This is a genomic window from Blastococcus sp. TF02-09 (genome assembly GCF_003319105.1).
In the GTDB taxonomy this organism is placed as follows: domain Bacteria; phylum Actinomycetota; class Actinomycetes; order Mycobacteriales; family Geodermatophilaceae; genus Blastococcus.
On sequence record NZ_QOHH01000001.1, the window covers coordinates 173,342 to 190,317 of the forward strand.

General features: G+C 74.6%; 16 protein-coding genes. 12 read left to right on the plus strand and 4 right to left on the minus strand.

The features are described 5' to 3' along the window. Positions 1–24: 24 nt before the first annotated feature. Entirely contained in the window at positions 25–273 is a 249-nt protein-coding gene (locus DQ239_RS00800; RefSeq protein WP_158544750.1) for a glutaredoxin domain-containing protein, read from the minus strand. A gap of 106 nt (positions 274–379) precedes the next feature. Between DQ239_RS00800 and DQ239_RS00805 the strand changes: the two genes are divergently transcribed. The 4 genes from DQ239_RS00805 (at position 380) to DQ239_RS00820 (ending at position 5,271) form a co-directional block, all read left to right on the plus strand. Further along, entirely contained in the window at positions 380–751 is a 372-nt protein-coding gene (locus DQ239_RS00805; RefSeq protein WP_113832366.1) for a zf-TFIIB domain-containing protein, read from the plus strand. 64 nt (positions 752–815) lie between these two features. After that, positions 816–2,240, plus strand: coding sequence for an NADP-dependent succinic semialdehyde dehydrogenase (locus DQ239_RS00810; RefSeq protein ID WP_113832367.1), 1,425 nt, complete (start codon positions 816–818; stop codon positions 2,238–2,240). 95 nt (positions 2,241–2,335) lie between these two features. Beyond that, positions 2,336–4,789 (plus strand): nitrate reductase, encoded by a 2,454-nt coding sequence (locus DQ239_RS20770; protein ID WP_113832368.1) that lies wholly within the window; start codon positions 2,336–2,338, stop codon positions 4,787–4,789. Then, positions 4,786–5,271: a hypothetical protein gene (locus DQ239_RS00820; RefSeq protein WP_113832369.1), complete on the plus strand. Its 486-nt coding sequence runs from the start codon at positions 4,786–4,788 to the stop codon at positions 5,269–5,271. Before DQ239_RS20770 ends, DQ239_RS00820 begins: the two co-directional genes overlap by 4 nt. Positions 5,272–5,293: 22 nt before the next feature. On the opposite strand, the gene DQ239_RS00825 is transcribed toward DQ239_RS00820, so the two are convergent. Next, positions 5,294–5,638 (minus strand): UBP-type zinc finger domain-containing protein, encoded by a 345-nt coding sequence (locus DQ239_RS00825; RefSeq protein WP_113832370.1) that lies wholly within the window; start codon positions 5,636–5,638, stop codon positions 5,294–5,296. Positions 5,639–5,837: 199 nt separating this feature from the next. On the opposite strand from DQ239_RS00825, the gene DQ239_RS00830 reads away from it, so the two are divergent. Next, complete coding sequence (locus DQ239_RS00830) at positions 5,838–7,496, plus strand: FAD-dependent oxidoreductase (RefSeq protein WP_113832371.1); 1,659 nt, start codon at positions 5,838–5,840, stop codon at positions 7,494–7,496. Beyond that, complete coding sequence (locus tag DQ239_RS00835) at positions 7,493–8,923, plus strand: ATP-binding protein (protein WP_113832372.1); 1,431 nt, start codon at positions 7,493–7,495, stop codon at positions 8,921–8,923. Before DQ239_RS00830 ends, DQ239_RS00835 begins: the two co-directional genes overlap by 4 nt. A 5-nt stretch (positions 8,924–8,928) precedes the next feature. Here DQ239_RS00835 and DQ239_RS00840 read toward each other — a convergent pair whose 3' ends face one another. Further along, positions 8,929–9,489, minus strand: a complete 561-nt coding sequence (locus tag DQ239_RS00840) for a dihydrofolate reductase family protein (protein ID WP_113832373.1) — start codon at positions 9,487–9,489, stop codon at positions 8,929–8,931. A 101-nt stretch (positions 9,490–9,590) separates the two neighbouring features. On the opposite strand from DQ239_RS00840, the gene DQ239_RS00845 reads away from it, so the two are divergent. Genes DQ239_RS00845 through DQ239_RS00865 form a run of 5 tightly spaced genes read left to right on the plus strand, consistent with a single transcriptional unit; the run spans position 9,591 to position 14,528 of the window. Beyond that, on the plus strand, positions 9,591–10,412 hold the full coding sequence (locus DQ239_RS00845; RefSeq protein ID WP_113832374.1) for a hypothetical protein: 822 nt from the start codon (positions 9,591–9,593) through the stop codon (positions 10,410–10,412). Positions 10,413–10,471: 59 nt separating this feature from the next. Further along, positions 10,472–10,984, plus strand: a complete 513-nt coding sequence (locus DQ239_RS00850) for a 2Fe-2S iron-sulfur cluster-binding protein (RefSeq protein ID WP_113832375.1) — start codon at positions 10,472–10,474, stop codon at positions 10,982–10,984. Further along, complete coding sequence (locus tag DQ239_RS00855) at positions 10,981–11,994, plus strand: xanthine dehydrogenase family protein subunit M (RefSeq protein WP_113832376.1); 1,014 nt, start codon at positions 10,981–10,983, stop codon at positions 11,992–11,994. Before DQ239_RS00850 ends, DQ239_RS00855 begins: the two co-directional genes overlap by 4 nt. Further along, complete coding sequence (locus DQ239_RS00860) at positions 11,991–14,090, plus strand: xanthine dehydrogenase family protein molybdopterin-binding subunit (protein ID WP_233488602.1); 2,100 nt, start codon at positions 11,991–11,993, stop codon at positions 14,088–14,090. The genes DQ239_RS00855 and DQ239_RS00860 overlap by 4 nt, the downstream gene beginning before the upstream one ends. 30 nt (positions 14,091–14,120) lie before the next feature. Then, complete coding sequence (locus DQ239_RS00865) at positions 14,121–14,528, plus strand: four-helix bundle copper-binding protein (RefSeq protein WP_113832377.1); 408 nt, start codon at positions 14,121–14,123, stop codon at positions 14,526–14,528. A 9-nt stretch (positions 14,529–14,537) separates the two neighbouring features. On the opposite strand, the gene DQ239_RS00870 is transcribed toward DQ239_RS00865, so the two are convergent. After that, entirely contained in the window at positions 14,538–16,157 is a 1,620-nt protein-coding gene (locus DQ239_RS00870; RefSeq protein WP_113832378.1) for a peptide chain release factor 3, read from the minus strand. 157 nt (positions 16,158–16,314) lie between these two features. On the opposite strand from DQ239_RS00870, the gene DQ239_RS00875 reads away from it, so the two are divergent. Beyond that, positions 16,315–16,974 (plus strand): class I SAM-dependent methyltransferase, encoded by a 660-nt coding sequence (locus DQ239_RS00875; protein ID WP_113832379.1) that lies wholly within the window; start codon positions 16,315–16,317, stop codon positions 16,972–16,974. Positions 16,975–16,976 lie beyond the last annotated feature (2 nt).

The window sequence follows — 16,976 nt, forward strand, 5'->3', positions numbered from 1 at the left end:
CGGCCCGGAGGTCCGCCCGCCGGGTCAGCGCCGCGCGATCGCCTCCCGCACCTGCCGCAGGGACGGGTTGCTGAGGTACTCCGAGCCGACGACCACGGTGGGGGAGAGCTCGAAGCCCTCCTCGTGGTGCTCGCGCACCGCGCGGGCACCCGCCTCGTCGTCCCGGAAGCGCACCGACCGGTGCGGGACCCGGGCGAGGGTGAGCCGGGCGCGCAGCCGGGCCGAGTACGGGCAGCCCGGCGTGTAGTAGACGATCGGGACGTCGTCGGCCATGACGGACCTCCAAGGAATGCCGCCGAGCCTGCTCCGTGCCGCGCGCCGGTGGCCAGGGACGGAGGGCCCCGGGAACCCGGCCGCCCCCGGTCGGCGTTGGCCCGGCATGGAGCTGACCTGCCCGAAGTGCCACGGCACGATGCGGACCTACGAGCGCAACGGCGTGCACGTCGACCAGTGCACCGAGTGCCGGGGGATCTTCCTCGACCGCGGCGAGCTCGACCGGCTGATCGACGCGGAGAACGCATGGCACGGGGGAGCGGCCGCGGCGGCCCCGGCCCAGCCCGCCGACCGGTACCGCGACGACCGGGACGTCCACCACGGGCAGCCGGCCCAGCAGCAGGGCAGCGGTGACCTCGGCGCCGTCGTCGGCGAGGTGCTGCGCCAGGTGCGGGGCAGCAGGAGCAGCTCCCACGGCTCGCAGCCGTACGGCTCCCGTCGCAAGAAGGAGTCCTTCCTGGGCGACCTCTTCGGCTGAGCAGGGCCGTTTCACCCGCGGCGACCCGGGCAGGTGACCTCCGCGAACGACGGAGGGAGCCACCATGGCCATCGCCACCATCAACCCCACCACCGGGGAGACGCTGAAGACCTTCGAGCCGCTGACCGACGACGCGCTCGAGGAGAAGCTCGCGCGGGCCGCCGCGGCGGCGCGCAGCTACCGCCGCACCACTCCCGAGCAGCGGGCCGGCTGGCTGCGGTCGGCCGCCGACGTGCTGGACGCCGACACCGACGCGGTCGCCGAGCTGATGACCACCGAGATGGGCAAGACGCTGGCCTCCGCCAAGGCCGAGGTGGGCAAGTGCGCCGCGGCGCTGCGCTGGTACGCCGAGCGCGGCCCGGCCCTGCTCGAGCCGCAGCCCTACGACGCCGACGCGGTGGGTGCCGCGCAGGCCTACGTCGTGCACCAGCCCCTCGGCGTGGTGCTGGCCGTCATGCCGTGGAACTTCCCGCTCTGGCAGGCGATGCGCTTCGCCGCCCCGGCGCTCATGGCCGGCAACGTCGGGCTGCTCAAGCACGCGAGCAACGTGCCGCAGACCGCGCTGTACATGGAGGAGCTCTTCGTCAAGGCCGGCTTCCCCGACCACGTCTTCCAGACCCTGCTCATCGGCTCCTCGACCATCGAGCGGGTGCTCCGCGACGACCGCGTGGCCGCCGCGACGCTCACCGGCAGCGCGCCGGCCGGTCAGTCGGTCGCCTCGATCGCCGGTGACGCGCTCAAGCCGACGGTGCTCGAGCTGGGCGGCAGCGACCCGTTCATCGTGATGCCGTCGGCGCACCTGGACCGGGCCGCGGAGGTCGCCGTCACCTCCCGGAACCAGAACAACGGGCAGAGCTGCATCGCCGCCAAGCGGTTCTTCGTGCACCGCGACGTCGCCGAGGAGTTCACCCGGCTGTTCGCGGCCAAGATCGCCGACCTGACCGTCGGAGACCCCATGGCGGAGGACACCCAGGTGGGGCCCCTGGCCACGGAGTCCGGCCTCGAGGACGTCGACCGGTACGTGCAGGACGCCGTCGCGAAGGGGGCCACCGTCCTCGTCGGCGGGAAGCGGGTCGACCGGCCCGGCTGGTTCTTCGAGCCGACCCTGCTGTCGGGCATCACACCGGAGATGGACCTGTACGCCGAGGAGGTCTTCGGGCCGGTGGCCGCGCTGTTCACCGTCGACTCGCTCGACGAGGCCATCGAGATCGCCAACAGCCACCCCTACGGCCTGGGCAGCAACCTGTGGAGCGAGGACGACGACGAGCGCGCCCGGTTCGTCCGCGACATCGAGTCCGGCATGGCCTTCATCAACGGCATGACCACGAGCTACCCGGACCTGCCCTTCGGCGGGGTCAAGCAGAGCGGCTACGGCCGCGAGCTGACCGAGCTGGGCATGCGGGAGTTCATGAACGCGAAGACGGTCTGGGTCGGGCCGCCGAGCAGCGAGCAGGCCGAGGGCAGCACCGCCGGGGCCGCCGCGGAGTGATGCGGGCGGGTGCACCCCCGCCGGCCTGCGGAGCGGCGGCCGGGGCGGCACACTGGCAGCCGGACACTTGCCGGACAGCGACGAACGGGGGCGGCGTGGCACGGGTCGATCGCATCGCTGAGCCATGGGGGACGCGCACGCCCTACGGGCCGGGGGAGACCTGGCCGACGCGGGTCGACGCCTACCTCGCCGACGGGCTGGGCGAGGACGACGTCGACCGCTGGGTGCAGTCGGCGACGATTCTGCACTCCAACGGCGACGGCCTGGACATCGCCGTGAAGGACGACCGGATCGTGGGGGTGCGCGGCCGGGCCGACGACCGGGTCAACCACGGGCGGCTGGGCCCCAAGGACCTCTTCGGCTGGCAGGCCAACCACTCGCCGGACCGGCTCACGAAGCCGCTGATCCGGCGGGACGGCGAGCTGGTGGAGACCGACTGGGACACCGCGATGGACGCCGTCGCCGGGCGGTGCCGGGAGCTGCTCGCCGAGCGCGGGCCGAGCTCGGTCGCGTTCTACACGACCGGGCAGCTGTTCCTTGAGGAGTACTACACGCTGGGGCTGATCGCCCACGGCGGCATCGGGACCAACCACGTCGACGGCAACACCCGGCTGTGCACCGCCACCGCGGCCGCCGCGCTGAAGGAGACCTTCGCCTCCGACGGGCAGCCGGGCAGCTACACCGACCTGGACTCCGCCGACGTCATCTGCCTCTACGGGCACAACATGGCCGAGACGCAGACCGTGCTCTGGACCCGGATCCTCGACCGGCTGGCCGGGCCGAACCCGCCCCGGATCGTCTGCGTCGATCCCCGCGAGACCCCGGTGGCCCGCGCCGCGACCGTCCACCTCGCGCCGCGCCCGGGCACCAACGTGATGCTGATGAACGCGGTGCTGCACGAGCTCATCGGCAACGGCTGGATCGACCGCGGGTACGTCGACGCCCACGCCGTGGGCTTCGACGAGCTGGCGCAGCGGGTGCGCGACTACCCGCCCGAGGTCGCCGCCGAGGTGTGCGACGTGCCGGTGGCGCAGATCAGGGAGGCGGCCCGGATCATCGGCACCGCGCAGCGGCTGGTGTCGACGGTGCTGCAGGGCTTCTACCAGTCGCACCAGGCCACCGCGGCGGCCGTGCAGGTCAACAACGTCCACGTCCTCCGCGGGATGCTCGGCCGGCCGGGCTGCGGCCTGCTGCAGATGAACGGCCAGCCCACCGCCCAGAACACCCGCGAGGCCGGGGCCGACGGCGACCTGCCCGGCTTCCGCAACTGGTCCAACGAGAGCCACGTCGCCGAGCTGGCGCGGATCTGGAACGTGGACCCGATGGACATCCCGCACTACTCGCCGCCGACCCACGCGATGCAGATGTTCCGGTACGCCGAGGAGGGGTCGATCCGGTTCCTCTACGTCACCGCGACCAACCCGGCGGTCTCCCTGCCGGAGCTGGCCCGCATCCGGGAGATCCTCGCGCAGGAGCGGCTGTTCCTCGTCGTCCAGGACATCTTCCTGTCCGAGACCGCCCAGCTGGCCGACGTGGTGCTGCCCGCGGCGACGTGGGGCGAGAAGACCGGCACCTTCACCAACGTCGACCGCACCGTGCACCTGTCGGAGAAGGCCGTGGACCCGCCCGGCGAGGCCCGGCCGGACCTCGACATCCTGGTCGACTTCGCCCACCGGCTGGACCTGCGCGACAAGGACGGCGCCCCGCTGGTGAAGTGGACCGACCCCGAGGGCGCCTTCGAGGGCTGGAAGGAGTGCTCCCGCGGCCGGCCGTGCGACTACAGCGGGCTGTCCTACGACCGGCTCCGGCAGCGCAACGGCATCCAGTGGCCGGTCACCGACGAGCACCCCGAGGGCACCGAACGCATCTACGTGGACGGGCAGTTCTGGGCGCAGCCGGACTACTGCGAGAGCTACGGGCGGGACCTGGTCACCGGTGCCCCGCTGGACGAGACGGAGTACCGCGCGCTCAACCCGACCGGCCGGGCGGTGCTCAAGGCGGCCGAATACCTGCCGCCGCACGAGCTGGTCAGCGAGGAGTTCCCCTTCCAGCTGATCACCGGCCGCACGCTGTACCACTTCCACACCCGCACCAAGACCGGCCGGGCGCCGCAGCTGCAGGCCGCCGCCCCGGAGGTGTGGGTGGAGATGGCCGCCTCCGACGCCGCCGACCGCGGCTGGTCCGAGGGCGACGTGCTGGAGGTCGCGACCCCGCGCGGCCGGGTCGAGGCGCGGCTGCGGATCAGCGGCATCCGCCCCGGGGTCCTCTTCCTGCCCTTCCACTACGGCTACTGGGACCGGCCGGGCGGTGCCGGGCCCGACGGGCGGGGCCGGGCCGCCAACGAGCTCACCCTCACCGACTGGGATCCCTGCTCCAAGCAGCCGATCTTCAAGACCGCCGCGGCCGCGGTCACCCGGGTGGCCCCGGGAGACGGGCCGGCTCCGGCGCCGACCACGACGGGGTCCCGGCCGGTGTCCGGGACCGTGCCGGCGACCCGGGGCGGCGAGGACGCCCTGGCCGACGAGCAGGTGCGGGGAGGGTCGCGGTGAAGCTCGGGCTGGCGATCGAGGAGCTGCACCGGTCGGAGAACCACCTCGCCCGGGTGCTGCTGGCCGTGTCGGACCGGCACAAGGCCGATCACGAGGTGTTCCACGTCGCGCGGGACATCGCCCGCTGGTCCCAGCGGCACGTCACCGAGCTGGCCCGCATCGGCACCGACTTCGGCGTCGACCTGGAGCCCGAGCCGGCGGGGGAGCCCGGGATCCTGGAGCGGATCCAGCAGACCACCGCGGACCTGCTGGGCCGGCGGCCGGAGCCGGGCCTGCTGCTGCTCGCCGACCTGCGCCACGTCCACCGGGAGGCGGCAGGTGTCTCGCTGGACTGGGAGCTGCTCGCCCAGGCGGCGCAGGGCGCGCGGAAGCGGGAGCTCCTCGCGCTGGCCGAGCGCTGCCACCCGGACACGCTCCGGCAGCTGCGCTGGGCGAACGCCACGCTCAAGGTGTCCGCGACCCAGGTACTGGTCAGCCCCTGACCGCGCCCGCCGCCGGCCGGCGTCAGTGCAGGTGTGACACCCAGTCGGCGGGCACCCGGCCGCGGGGGCCGGGTGCCGGCTGGTCGAGCGGGTGGTGCTGCGGGTCGGCGAGCGGAGGCCCGTCGACCGGCTGCTCGGCGGCGAAGTCCCAGAACCAGCTCTCGCCCGGCTCGAAGCTGCGGATGACCGGGTGCCCGGTGGCCGCCGCGTGGCCGCGGGCGTGCCGGCTCGGGGAGGAGTCGCAGCAGCCGATGTGGCCGCACGCGGCGCAGCGGCGCAGGTGGAACCACCACCCGCCGGTCCGCTCGCAGTCCAGGCAGCCGGTGCCGGACGGGGGCACCGCGGGGTCGATCACCGGGCTCGTCATCCGCTTCCTCCCGCCGGGGGGCTCCCGGTCACGCTACGACCTCCGCCCGCCCGGCGGGGCGGTCGACCGCGCCCCGTCCGGAGGGGTGCGCAGCGGGTCCCCGCCGGACTAGCGTTCCTCCCGGCACCACGGGGACCACCCTCCGGACGCCGACCCGGCCCGGTGGCCCGGACGACGTCGGCGCGGGACAGGAGCGCACGTGGGCACACCGGTCCTCCTCAGCGTGGACGACGACCCGGGGGTCTCGCGGGCCGTGGCCCGCGACCTCCGCCGCAGGTACGGCGCGGACCACCGGGTGCTGCGCGCCTCGTCGGCCGCCGAGGGTCTCGAGGCGCTGCGCGAGCTGAAGCTCCGGGGCGACCCGGTGGCGGTGCTCCTGGCCGACTACCGGATGCCGGAGATGAACGGCATCGACTTCCTCGAGATGGCGATGGACCTGTTCCCGCGGGCCCGCCGCGCGCTGCTCACCGCCTACGCCGACACCGACGCGGCGATCTCGGCGATCAACGTGGTCGACGTCGACGCCTATCTGCTCAAGCCGTGGGACCCGCCGGAGGAGAAGCTCTACCCGACGGTCGACGCGATGCTGACGGCGTGGCGGGAGACCCCCGACCCGGAGGTCGCGGGCGTCAAGATCGTCGGCCACCGCTGGTCGGCCCCGTCGTTCCGGGCGCGCGACCTGCTGGCCCGCAACGCCGTGCCCTACACCTGGTTCTCCGTCGACGAGCCGGAGGGCCAGCGGATCCTCGCGGCGGCCGGCGCCGGGCGGGAGGACATCCCGGTCGTCGTCACGGCCGACGCCCGGGTGCTGCTGCACCCGAACGAGTCCGACCTCGCCGCGGTGGCGGGCCTCGCGGTGGAGGCGCGGGAGGTCTTCTACGACCTCATCGTGGTCGGTGGCGGGCCGGCCGGGCTCGGTGCGGCGGTCTACGGGGCGTCCGAAGGGCTGCGCACGGTGCTCGTCGAGCGGGAGGCCACCGGGGGGCAGGCCGGGCAGAGCAGCCGGATCGAGAACTACCTGGGCTTCCCCGACGGCGTCTCCGGCGGGCAGCTGGCCGAGCGCGCCCGGCGCCAGGCGGTGCGCTTCGGCGCCGAGCTGCTGCTGACCCGGGACGTCGTCGCGCTGGAGGCCCACGGCCCCAAGCGGGTGGTGCGCCTGGACGACGGCCGGGTGCTCGCCGCGCACGCCGTCGTCCTGGCCACCGGCATCTCCTACCGCAGCCTGGGCGTGGACGGCGTCGACGACCTCACCGGGCGTGGCGTCTACTACGGGTCGGCGATGACCGAGGCGGTGGAGTGCACCGACCGCGACATCTACGTGGTGGGCGGGGCCAACTCCGCCGGGCAGGCCGCCGTGTACCTGTCGCGGTTCGCCCGGACGGTGTGCCTGCTGGTGCGCAGGGAGTCCCTGGAGGCCTCGATGTCGGCCTACCTCATCGAGCAGACCGCCGGCATCGACAGCATCTCGGTGCGCACCAGCTGCGTGGTCGCCGGCACCCAGGGCGACGGGCACCTGGAGGCCGTCACCCTGCGGGACGCCCTGACGGGCGAGCGCGAGACGCTGCCCGCGAGCCACCTGTTCGTCTTCATCGGCGGCGCCCCGCGCACCGGGTGGCTGGACGGGGCGGTGGCCCGGGACGAGCACGGGTTCATCCCGACCGGTCCGGCGCTGCTGACCGAGGGCCGCCGGCCACCGGGCTGGCTGCCCGACCGCGATCCGTACTTCCTGGAGACCAGCCTCCCGGGCGTCTTCGTCGCCGGCGACGCGCGGTCGGACTCCGTGAAACGGGTCGCCTCGGCCGTCGGCGAGGGCGCCATGGCGGTCACCCTCGTGCACCGGTACCTGGAGGAGCGATGACCAGCACCGACCAGCGGCTGTCGGCCGGCGAGCTGCGCGAGCTCTTCCTCTTCGAGCACCTGGACGAGGTACAGCTGGCGTGGGTGGCCGACAACGGCGACGTCGTCGAGCGGCCCGCGGGCACCGACGTGTCGGTCGAGGGCGAGCCGGCGGAGTGCTTCTTCGTGCTGCTCGACGGGACGATGACCATGTCCCGCCTCGTCGGCGGCAGCGAGGTCGAGACGGTGCGGACGGCGCACCGCGGGGTCTACTCCGGCGCCGTGCAGTTCTACTTCGGCGACCGGCTGGAGCAGCGGTACCCGGCGACGGTGCGTGCGGTCACCGACTGCCGGTTCCTCGCGCTGCCCGCCGGGCCGTTCGCCACGGTGTTCCGCCAGTGGTACCCGATGGCAGTCCACCTGCTCGAGGGCATGTTCGTCGGGCAGCGGAACTCCGCCGAGCTGGTCGGCCAGCGGGAACGGCTGCTGGCGATGGGCAAGCTAACCGCCGGGCTCACCCACGAGCTGAACAACCCGGCAGCGGCGGCGTCCCGGGCGGCCGACGCGCTGCGCGACCGCTTCGCCGGGATGCGCCACAAGCTGGCCATGCTGTCCGAGGGCCGGCTCGACGGCGCGGTGCTGCGGTCGCTGACCGGCCTCCAGGAGGAGTTCGTCGCCCGCGTCGGGACCGCCCCGGAGCTCACCGCGCTGGAGCGCTCGGACCGCGAGGACGAGCTCGGTGACTGGCTCGAGGACCACGACGTCCCGCAGGCCTGGGAGATGGCCGGGGTGTTCGTGGCGGCCGGTCTCGGGCCCGGGGAGCTCGACCGGGTCGTCGACGCCGTCGGCTCTGAGCACCTGGCGCCGGCGCTGCGCTGGCTGGCCTACACCGTCGAGGCCGAGTCGCTGCTGGTGGAGATCGCCGACAGCACGCACCGGATCTCCGCCCTGGTCGACGCGGCCAAGCAGTACTCGCAGATGGACCGCACCCCGCACCAGCCCACCGACCTGCACGCCGGACTGGACGCCACGCTGGTGATGCTCAACGCGAAGATCGGGCCCGGGATCACCGTGGTCAAGGAGTACGACCGGACCCTGCCGGCGGTGCCCGCCTACGCCGGCGAGCTCAACCAGGTGTGGACCAACCTGGTCGTCAACGCCCTCGACGCGATGGACGGCGAGGGCACGCTCACCGTGCGGACCGGGCGGGAGGGCGACTGCGCGCTGGTGGAGATCGCCGACACCGGCCCCGGCATCCCCGCCGAGCTGCGGTCGCGGGTGTTCGAGCCCTTCTTCACCACCAAGCCGGTCGGGCAGGGCACCGGGCTCGGGCTCGACGTCTCCTGGCGGGTGGTCGTCAAGCGGCACGGCGGCGACCTGCGGGTGCGGTCGGAGCCGGGGGACACCCGGCTGCAGGTGCTGCTGCCGCTCACCGAGCCGGCCGGCTGACCGGCTCAGCGGGTCCGGTACCGGGTGTAGACCAGACCGCTGGCGAAGGCACGCTCCTCGACCAGGTCCAGGTCCAGGCGGACCGCGTCGGGGAAGAACCGCGTCCCGCCCCCGACCACGGTGCTGGTCACGAACAGGTGGTACTCATCCACCAGGCCCGCGGCGATCGCCTGGCCGGCGAGGGTCGGGCCGTCGACGGTGAGATCGGCGTCGGACTCCGCCTTGAGCCGGCGCACCGCGTCGGGGTCGAACGTCCGCTCGATCCGGGTCCGCGCGCTGGACACCGCCTCCAGCGTCGTGGAGTGGACGACCTTCTCGGCCGCCTGCCAGTCGCGGGCGTACTGGACGATGTGCGGCGGCGCGGCGGGGTCGGTGTGCGCCGTCTCCCAGAAGGCCATCGTCTCGTACATCCGCCGTCCGTAGAGGTACGTGCCGACGTCCCGGAAGACGTCGCCGACGAAGGTGTGCACCTCCTCGTCGTCGGCCCCCACCCCCAGCCCGCCGCCGTCGCCGGCCACCGCGTAGCCGTCCAGCGAGGTGATCATCGAGTAGATCAGCCGGGCCATGTCGTCTCCTCCGCGTGCGCAGGCCCGTCCGTCGGGTCCCGGAGGCAAGGACCGCGTCCGGCGCCGGAACTGAGCGACCGGACGCGTGGACACTGGGAGGCGTGTTCGACGTCGACTGGATGGGGCTGCTCGCCCGCGAGGTCCTGCGGGAGCGCACTCCCGCGCTGATCGCGGAGTCGTGCGCCTGGGCGGTGGGCCTGTCCGACCGGCCGCACCTGCGCCGGCGGGCCGGGCTGCCGCTGCCCACCGGACCCACCCTCGGCGAGCGCGCCGCGGGCGGGCTGCCGCTCAGCAGCGACGACGGCGGGCGGCTGGACCTCGGGGACGCCGTGCCGGGCAGCTTCCAGGACGCGCTGAACGCCCTGGCCGCCGACGGCGGGGTGCACGCCGAGCGGTTCGACGACGAGGTGCTGGTGCCCTTCGTGCACGACACCTGCGTGGCCGCAGCGGAGCGGGCCCGGGCCGACCGGCCGGCCGCCTGGGCCGAGCTGGCCGACGACGTCGGCGAGGACGGCGCCGACCTGGCGGCGGTGGTCCGGGCCGGCGAGTGGGAGGGGCCGCTGCGGATCGACGCCGAGCAGCTGGTGCTGGCCGCCCTCGGTGCGCAGCCGCTGCTGGAGGTGGAGAGCGAGGGGCTGCCGCTGTCGCTCGTGCGCGCGGCCGAGCAGGCCACCCGGGCCGCGGTCCCCGCGCCGGTGGTGCGCGCGCCCGACGACAGCCTGGCCGGCGCGCTGTTCCTGGCCCGGGCCGCCGTCGAGGCGTCCGGCTGCACCGTCCCGGTGCCCGCGGCCGAGGCCGATCTGCTGCTCGCCGCGCTGGCCGACGCCGGCCTCGAGGCCGAGGAGCTGCCGGCCGTGCTGCCGCACCTGCCGGTCGAGGACGGCACGATCGCGCGGATCACCGCGAGCCTGCCCGGCGATTGAGCCGCGACGGGCCGACGGTCGGGTTTGCCGCCCCGACGACGGTGGGCACCGGGCGATCCGTGGACGCCGAGATCTCGTTGACGGTCGACGGCGAGCCCCGCCGGCTGACCGTCGACACCCGCACGACCCTGCTGGATGCGCTGCGCGAGCGCCTCGGCAACCCGAGCCCCAAGAAGGGGTGCGACCACGGCCAGTGCGGCGCCTGCACGGTGCTCCTGGACGGCGACCGCGCGCTGAGCTGCCTGGCGCTGGCCGTGGCGCACGACGGAGCGGAGATCACCACCGCCGACGGCCTCGCGGTCGGCGGCGAGCTGCATCCGGTGCAGCAGGCGTTCGTCGACCGCGACGCCTTCCAGTGCGGCTACTGCACGCCGGGCCAGATCTGCTCCGCGGTCGGCGTGCTCGACGAGGTGCGGCGCGGCTGGCCCAGCGCCGCGACCCCCGACCTGGGCGCGGAGCCGGAGCTGTCGCACGCGGAGGTGGCCGAGCGGATGAGCGGGAACCTCTGCCGGTGCGCCGCCTACGTGAACATCGTCCCGGCCGTGCAGCAGGCAGGGGGCGTGACCGCATGAAGCCGTTCGCGTACGCCCGCCCGGCCGACGTGGCCGAGGCGGTCCGCACCGTCGCCGGCGACCCGGGGGCGGTCTTCCTCGGCGGCGGCACCAACCTCGTCGACCACCTCAAGCTCGGCGTCGCCCGCCCCGACCTCGTCGTCGACGTCCGCCGGCTCACCGCGCGGACGATCGTCGACCTCGACGACGGCGGGCTGCGGATCGGTGCGGCGGTGACCAACGCCGAGCTCGCCGCCGACCGCCGGGTGCGCGAGCGGTACCCGGTGCTCGCCCAGGCGCTCCTGTCCGGGGCGACCGGTCAGCTGCGGAACCAGGCCACCACGGGCGGCAACCCGCTCCAGCGCACCCGCTGCGCCTACTTCCAGGACGTCACGACCCCGTGCAACAAGCGGGAGCCCGGCAGCGGCTGCACCGCCGTCGGTGGGTCCACCCGCAACCACGCGATCCTCGGCACGCCGGGCGCGCTGCCCGACCCCACGGCCGCGGAGACCTGCATCGCCACCCACCCCTCGGACATGGCCGTGGCGCTGGCCGCGCTCGACGCGCTGGTGCACGTCCAGGGGCCGGCGGGGGAGCGGCTGGTGCCCTTCCCCGAGCTGCACCGGCTGCCCGGCGACGACCCCTCCCGCGACACCGTGCTCGCGCACGGCGAGCTGATCACCGCGATCGACCTCCCGCCGCTGCCGGCCGGGGCGCGGTCGGCCTACCGCAAGGTGCGCGACCGCGCGTCCTACGCCTTCGCCCTGGTGTCGGTCGCCGCGGTGGTCCCGCGCGACGGGGAGGTCCGGCTCGCGCTGGGCGGCGTGGCCCACCGGCCGTGGCGGGCGCGCCGGGCCGAGGAGCTCCTCCGCGGCGCCGTCCTCACCGAGCACGCCGTCCGCGCCGCGATGGAGGCCGAGCTGGCCGCCGCGCAGCCGCAGCCCGGGGTCGACGGCGGCAACGGCTTCAAGATCACGCTGGTGCAGCGCACCGTCGTCGCCACCCTGCGCGACCTCGCCCCGGAGGCATGACCGTGCCCGAACTGCTCGACCCCCGCGCCATCGGAGCCGACCTCGCCCGCCGCGACGGCGCGGCCAAGGTCCGCGGCACCGCCACCTACGCCTTCGAGACGCCGGTCGAGCGGCCCGCGTTCGCGCAGATCGTGCAAGCCTCCGTGCCGCTGGGCCGGATCACCACCGTCGACACCTCCGCGGTCGACGGGCTGCCCGGGGTGCTCGCGGTGCTGACGGCCACCACCGCCGAGCGGCTGGCCTCCGACGAGGACCGCGAGCTCGCGGTGCTGCAGGACGACGAGGTGGCCTTCCGCGGGCAGCCGGTCGGCGTCGTCGTCGCCGAGACCTCCGAGCTGGCCCGCCAGGCCGCCGACCTGCTCCGCTTCACCTACGCCGAGCGCACACACGACAGCGAGCTCACCGTCGACCACCCGGAGCTCTACGCGCCGGAGAAGGTCAACGCCGGCCACCCGACCGACACCGCCGACGGCGACGTCGCGGCGGCGATGGCCACCGCGCACGCCACGGTCGAGCAGACCTACGCCACGGCGATGTACCACAACAACCCCCTCGAGCCGCACGCCACGACGGCGCTGTGGGAGCCCGCCGCCGAGGTGCCGCTGACGCTCTGGGACTCCACCCAGGGCGTGCACCCGGCCCGGGCCGCGGTGGCGAAGGTCTTCGGGCTGGACGAGGAGCGCATCCGCGTCGTCTGCCCCTACGTGGGCGGCGGCTTCGGCTCCAAGGGCACCCCGCACGCGAACCTCGTGCTCGCCGCGATGGCCGCCCGCGCGCTGCCCGGCCGCCCGGTGCGGCTGGCGCTCACCCGCCAGCAGATGTTCTTCCTGGCCGGCTACCGCACCCCCACCATCCAGCGGATGCAGCTCGCCGCCGACCGCACCGGACGGCTCCAGGCCATCGCGATCGACGTGGTCGAGCAGACCTCACGGATCAAGGAGTTCGCGGAGCAGACCGGCGTCCCGACCCGGATGATGTACGCCTCGCCGAACCGGCGGACCACCCACCGGGTCGCCCCCCTCGACGTCCCGGTGCCCTCGTGGATGCGGGCACCGGGGGAGTGCCCCGGCATGTTCGGCCCCGAGGTGGCCCTCGACGAGCTGGCCGAGGCGCTGGGCATGGACCCGGTCGAGCTGCGCATCCGCAACGAACCGGAGACCGACCCGGACTCCGGCAAGCCCTGGTCCAGCCGCAACCTGGTCGCCTGCCTCCGCGAGGGCGCCCAGCGGTTCGGCTGGGCCGAGCGCCCGCCGGCGGGCCACCGGGACGGCGACTGGCTGGTGGGCACCGGCGTCGCCTCGTCGGTCTACCCGACCATGCGGCAGGCGACGTCGACCGCGACCGTCCGGTTCGAGGCCGGCCGGTACGCCGTGGAGATCGGCGCGGCCGACCTCGGCACCGGCGCGTGGACGGTGCTCCCGCAGATCGCCGCGGACGCGCTCGACGTCCCGGTCGACGACGTCGAGGTGCGGATCGGGGACACCCGCTACCCGACGGCGTCGGTCGCGGGCGGCTCGTCGGGCACGAACACCTGGGGCTCGGCGATCGTCGTGGCGGCCGACGCCTTCCGAGAGAAGTTCGGCGGCGCACCCTCCGACGGCGACGAGGTGTCCGGCGACGTCGACCAGGCGGCGAAAGACTCCGACCACGCGGCCTACGCCTTCGGCGCCCAGTTCGCCGAGGTGCGCGTGCACGCCGACACCGGGGAGCTGCGGGTCCCGCGCCTCTACGGCGTCTTCGCCGCCGGCCGCATCGTCAACCCGCGGACCGCCCGCTCGCAGCTGATCGGCGGCATGACCATGGGCCTGTCGATGGCCCTGCACGAGAACAGCGTGTGGGACCCGCGGATCGGGCAGGTGGTCAACCACGACCTCGCCGAGTACCACATCGCGGTCAACGCCGACGTCGCCGACATGCAGGCGCACTGGCTCGACGAGCACGACCCCTTCGTCAACGTCATGGGCAGCAAGGGGATCGGCGAGATCGGCATCACCGGCACGGCGGCTGCGGTCGTCAACGCGGTCCACCGCGCCACCGGCATCCGCGTGCGCGACCTGCCGGTGACGCTGGACAAGGTGCTGGCCGGCCTGCCCTGACCACCCCGCACACCCGACCGAGGAGACGACATGACCGCCGCAGCGCAGATGCTGGCCACCCACCCCGCAGACGCAGGTGGTGTCGACCGCGACGCCCTCGTCGAGTGCATCGAGGCGTGCGTCGCGTGCGCGCAGGCGTGCACCGCCTGCGCCGACGCCTGCCTGGCCGAGGAGATGGTCACCGAGCTGAGGCGGTGCATCCGCACGAACCTGAACTGCGCCGACGTGTGCGAGGCGACCGGCCGGGTGCTGTCCCGCCGCACCGCCTCCGACGCGAGCCTCACCCGGGCGCTGCTGGAGGCGTGCGCCACCGCCTGTCGGGCGTGCGGCGACGAGTGCGGCAGCCACGCGGAGATGCACGAGCACTGCCGGGTCTGCGCCGAGGCCTGCCGGCGCTGCGAGCAGGCCTGCCGGGCGCTGCTCGCCGCGCTCGGCTGAGCCCGACACTCAGAGCTGGGCGGCGACCAGCGGCTCGAGGGTCAGCTCGGGCTTGTTCTGCTGCAGCACCCGCAGGCCCCACTTGTCGGGGAAGACCGCGAGCAGCTCGCCGTCGCCCCGGCGCAGGATCTCGGCGTTGCGGGCGGAGGCGAGGATGCCCGGCGCGGACGCCGCGTCGGTGCGCAGCGCCAGGCTGTAGGGCAGCCGGTCCAGGTCGACCGGGGCGCCGAACTCGTGCTCCATCCGGTGCGTCGCCACCTCGAACTGCATCGGGCCGACGACGGCCAGGACCGGCGCGCCGTCGCCGCGCCGCTCCGAGGTGAGCACCTGCACCACGCCCTCGCTGTCGAGCTGCGCGATGCCCTTGCGGAACTGCTTGTGCTTGGCGGCGTCCCGGCTGTGGCAGACGGCGAAGTGCTCGGGGGCGAAGGTGGTCAGCGGCGGGAACTGCACCGGCTGCTCGGCGTAGAGCGTGTCGCCCACGCCCAGCGCGGTGGCGTTGACCAGGCCGACGACGTCCCCGGGGTAGGCGACGTCGATGCTCTCCCGGTCGCGGCCGAACACGTGCTGGGCGTACTTGGTCGCGAACGGGCGGCCGGTGCGCGCGTGGGTGACGACCATGCCGCGCTCGAAGACGCCGGAGGCGATCCGGATGAAGGCCAACCGGTCGCGGTGCGCGGTGTCCATGCCGGCCTGGACCTTGAACACGAAGGCGCTGAACGGGTCGGTCAGCGCCCGGACGGCGCCGTCGGCGGTGGGCATGCCGGTAGGCGCGGGGGCGAGGTCGACCAGCGTGTCCAGCAGCGCGCCGACGCCGAAGTTGGAGACCGCCGAGGCGAAGAGCACCGGGGTGGTGACGCCGTCGAGGAACAGCGACTGGTCGTGGTCCTGGCCGCTGGCGCCCAGCAGCTCGACCTCCTCGACGGCCTGCTGCCAGGCGTCGCCCTCGCGGTCGAGCGCGGCCGCGGCGGACAGCGTCTCCTCCGGGGCGATGGTGGCACCACCGGCGGTGCGGGTGAACCGGCGGTAGGAGCCGTCCGAGCGGTCCAGCACGCCGCGGAAGTCACCGGCGAGGCCGACCGGCCAGGTCAGCGGCGTCGGGGCGAGCCCGGTGCGCTCGGTGATCTCGTCCATGAGCTCGAGCGCGTCCTTGCCCGGGCGGTCCCACTTGTTGATCACCGTGAGCACCGGGATGCCGCGGTGCCGGCAGACGGCGAAGAGCTTCATCGTCTGCGCCTCGAGGCCCTTGGCGGCGTCGACCAGCATCACCGCGGCGTCGACGGCGGTGAGGACGCGGTAGGTGTCCTCGGAGAAGTCCGCGTGGCCGGGGGTGTCGAGCAGGTTGATGACCGCGTCGCGGTACTCGAACTGCAGCGCCGCCGAGGTGATGGAGATGCCGCGCTGCTTCTCGATGTCCATCCAGTCCGACACCGTGCCGCGCCGGCCCGCCTTGCCGTGCACCGCGCCGGCCTGGCCGATCACCCGGGCGTGCAGGGCGAGCGCCTCGGTGAGCGTGGATTTGCCGGCGTCGGGGTGGCTGATGACCGCGAAGGTGCGCCGGCGGCTGGCCTGGCCCAGGGCCTCGCGCGCGCTCCGGTCTGCGCCGGCCCGCTCCTCGACCACGCTCATCGGGGCGTCGTCCGGGCAGCGCGGGGCAGGGCGGGGTTCACGGGGGGCACGACTGGACAGTATCCGCGCCCCGCCGCCCGGCCGGGATGCGTCGTCGGTCACGCGGGGGCGCCGGGGGTCGTTGCCCGGCCGTCGTCCCCGGGGCCATCGTGGGCCCATGACCCGAGGCGCGCTCGACCCGCCGGCAGTGCACCACCCCTGGTTCGCGCGGCTCTGGGTGCGGATCGCCGCGTCGGTGGAGGCGCACGGGGCCGCCGAGCACCGCGCGCGGCTCCTGGCCGGGCTCTCCGGGCGGGTGGTCGAGATCGGCGCGGGCACCGGCGCGAACTTCGCCCACTACCCGGCGGCGGTCGAGCAGGTGCTCGCCGTCGAGCCGGAGCCGCACCTGCGCGCGCTCGCGGTCGAGGCGGCCCGGCGGGCGGCGGTGCCGGTCACCGTCGTCGACGGGCTGGCCGAGCGCCTCCCCGCCGACGACGGCTCGTTCGACGCCGCCGTCGTCAGCCTGGTGCTCTGCAGCGTGCCCGACCAGGCCGCGGCGCTGGCCGAGGTGCACCGGGTGCTCCGGCCCGGCGGGCGGCTCTGCTTCTGGGAGCACGTCCGGGCCGAGGGGGCCGGCTTCGCCCGGGTGCAGCGGCTGCTCGACCGGACGGTGTGGCCGGCGGTCGGCGGCGGCTGCCACACCGCGCGGGACACCGCCGCCGCGATCAAGGCCGCCGGGTTCACCCTCGAGCACGTAGAGCGGTTCCGCTTCCCCGAGACCCGGGTGCCCTCGCCGACCGCGCCGCAGATCCTCGGCACGGCGCTGCGGAACCGCTGAGG

What these genes read in the sequence shown, in the direction of transcription:
- DQ239_RS00855 (WP_113832376.1), top strand. Translation starts at nt 10,981, where the DNA reads ATGAAGCCGTTCGCGTACGCCCGCCCGGCCGACGTGGCCGAGGCGGTC.
- DQ239_RS00870 (WP_113832378.1), bottom strand. Translation starts at nt 16,157, where the DNA reads ATGAGCGTGGTCGAGGAGCGGGCCGGCGCAGACCGGAGCGCGCGCGAG.
- DQ239_RS00835 (WP_113832372.1), top strand. Translation starts at nt 7,493, where the DNA reads ATGACCAGCACCGACCAGCGGCTGTCGGCCGGCGAGCTGCGCGAGCTC.
- DQ239_RS00810 (WP_113832367.1), top strand. Translation starts at nt 816, where the DNA reads ATGGCCATCGCCACCATCAACCCCACCACCGGGGAGACGCTGAAGACC.
- DQ239_RS00805 (WP_113832366.1), top strand. Translation starts at nt 380, where the DNA reads ATGGAGCTGACCTGCCCGAAGTGCCACGGCACGATGCGGACCTACGAG.
- DQ239_RS00840 (WP_113832373.1), bottom strand. Translation starts at nt 9,489, where the DNA reads ATGGCCCGGCTGATCTACTCGATGATCACCTCGCTGGACGGCTACGCG.
- DQ239_RS00800 (WP_158544750.1), bottom strand. Translation starts at nt 273, where the DNA reads ATGGCCGACGACGTCCCGATCGTCTACTACACGCCGGGCTGCCCGTAC.
- DQ239_RS00860 (WP_233488602.1), top strand. Translation starts at nt 11,991, where the DNA reads ATGACCGTGCCCGAACTGCTCGACCCCCGCGCCATCGGAGCCGACCTC.
- DQ239_RS00825 (WP_113832370.1), bottom strand. Translation starts at nt 5,638, where the DNA reads ATGACGAGCCCGGTGATCGACCCCGCGGTGCCCCCGTCCGGCACCGGC.
- DQ239_RS00865 (WP_113832377.1), top strand. Translation starts at nt 14,121, where the DNA reads ATGACCGCCGCAGCGCAGATGCTGGCCACCCACCCCGCAGACGCAGGT.
- DQ239_RS00875 (WP_113832379.1), top strand. Translation starts at nt 16,315, where the DNA reads ATGACCCGAGGCGCGCTCGACCCGCCGGCAGTGCACCACCCCTGGTTC.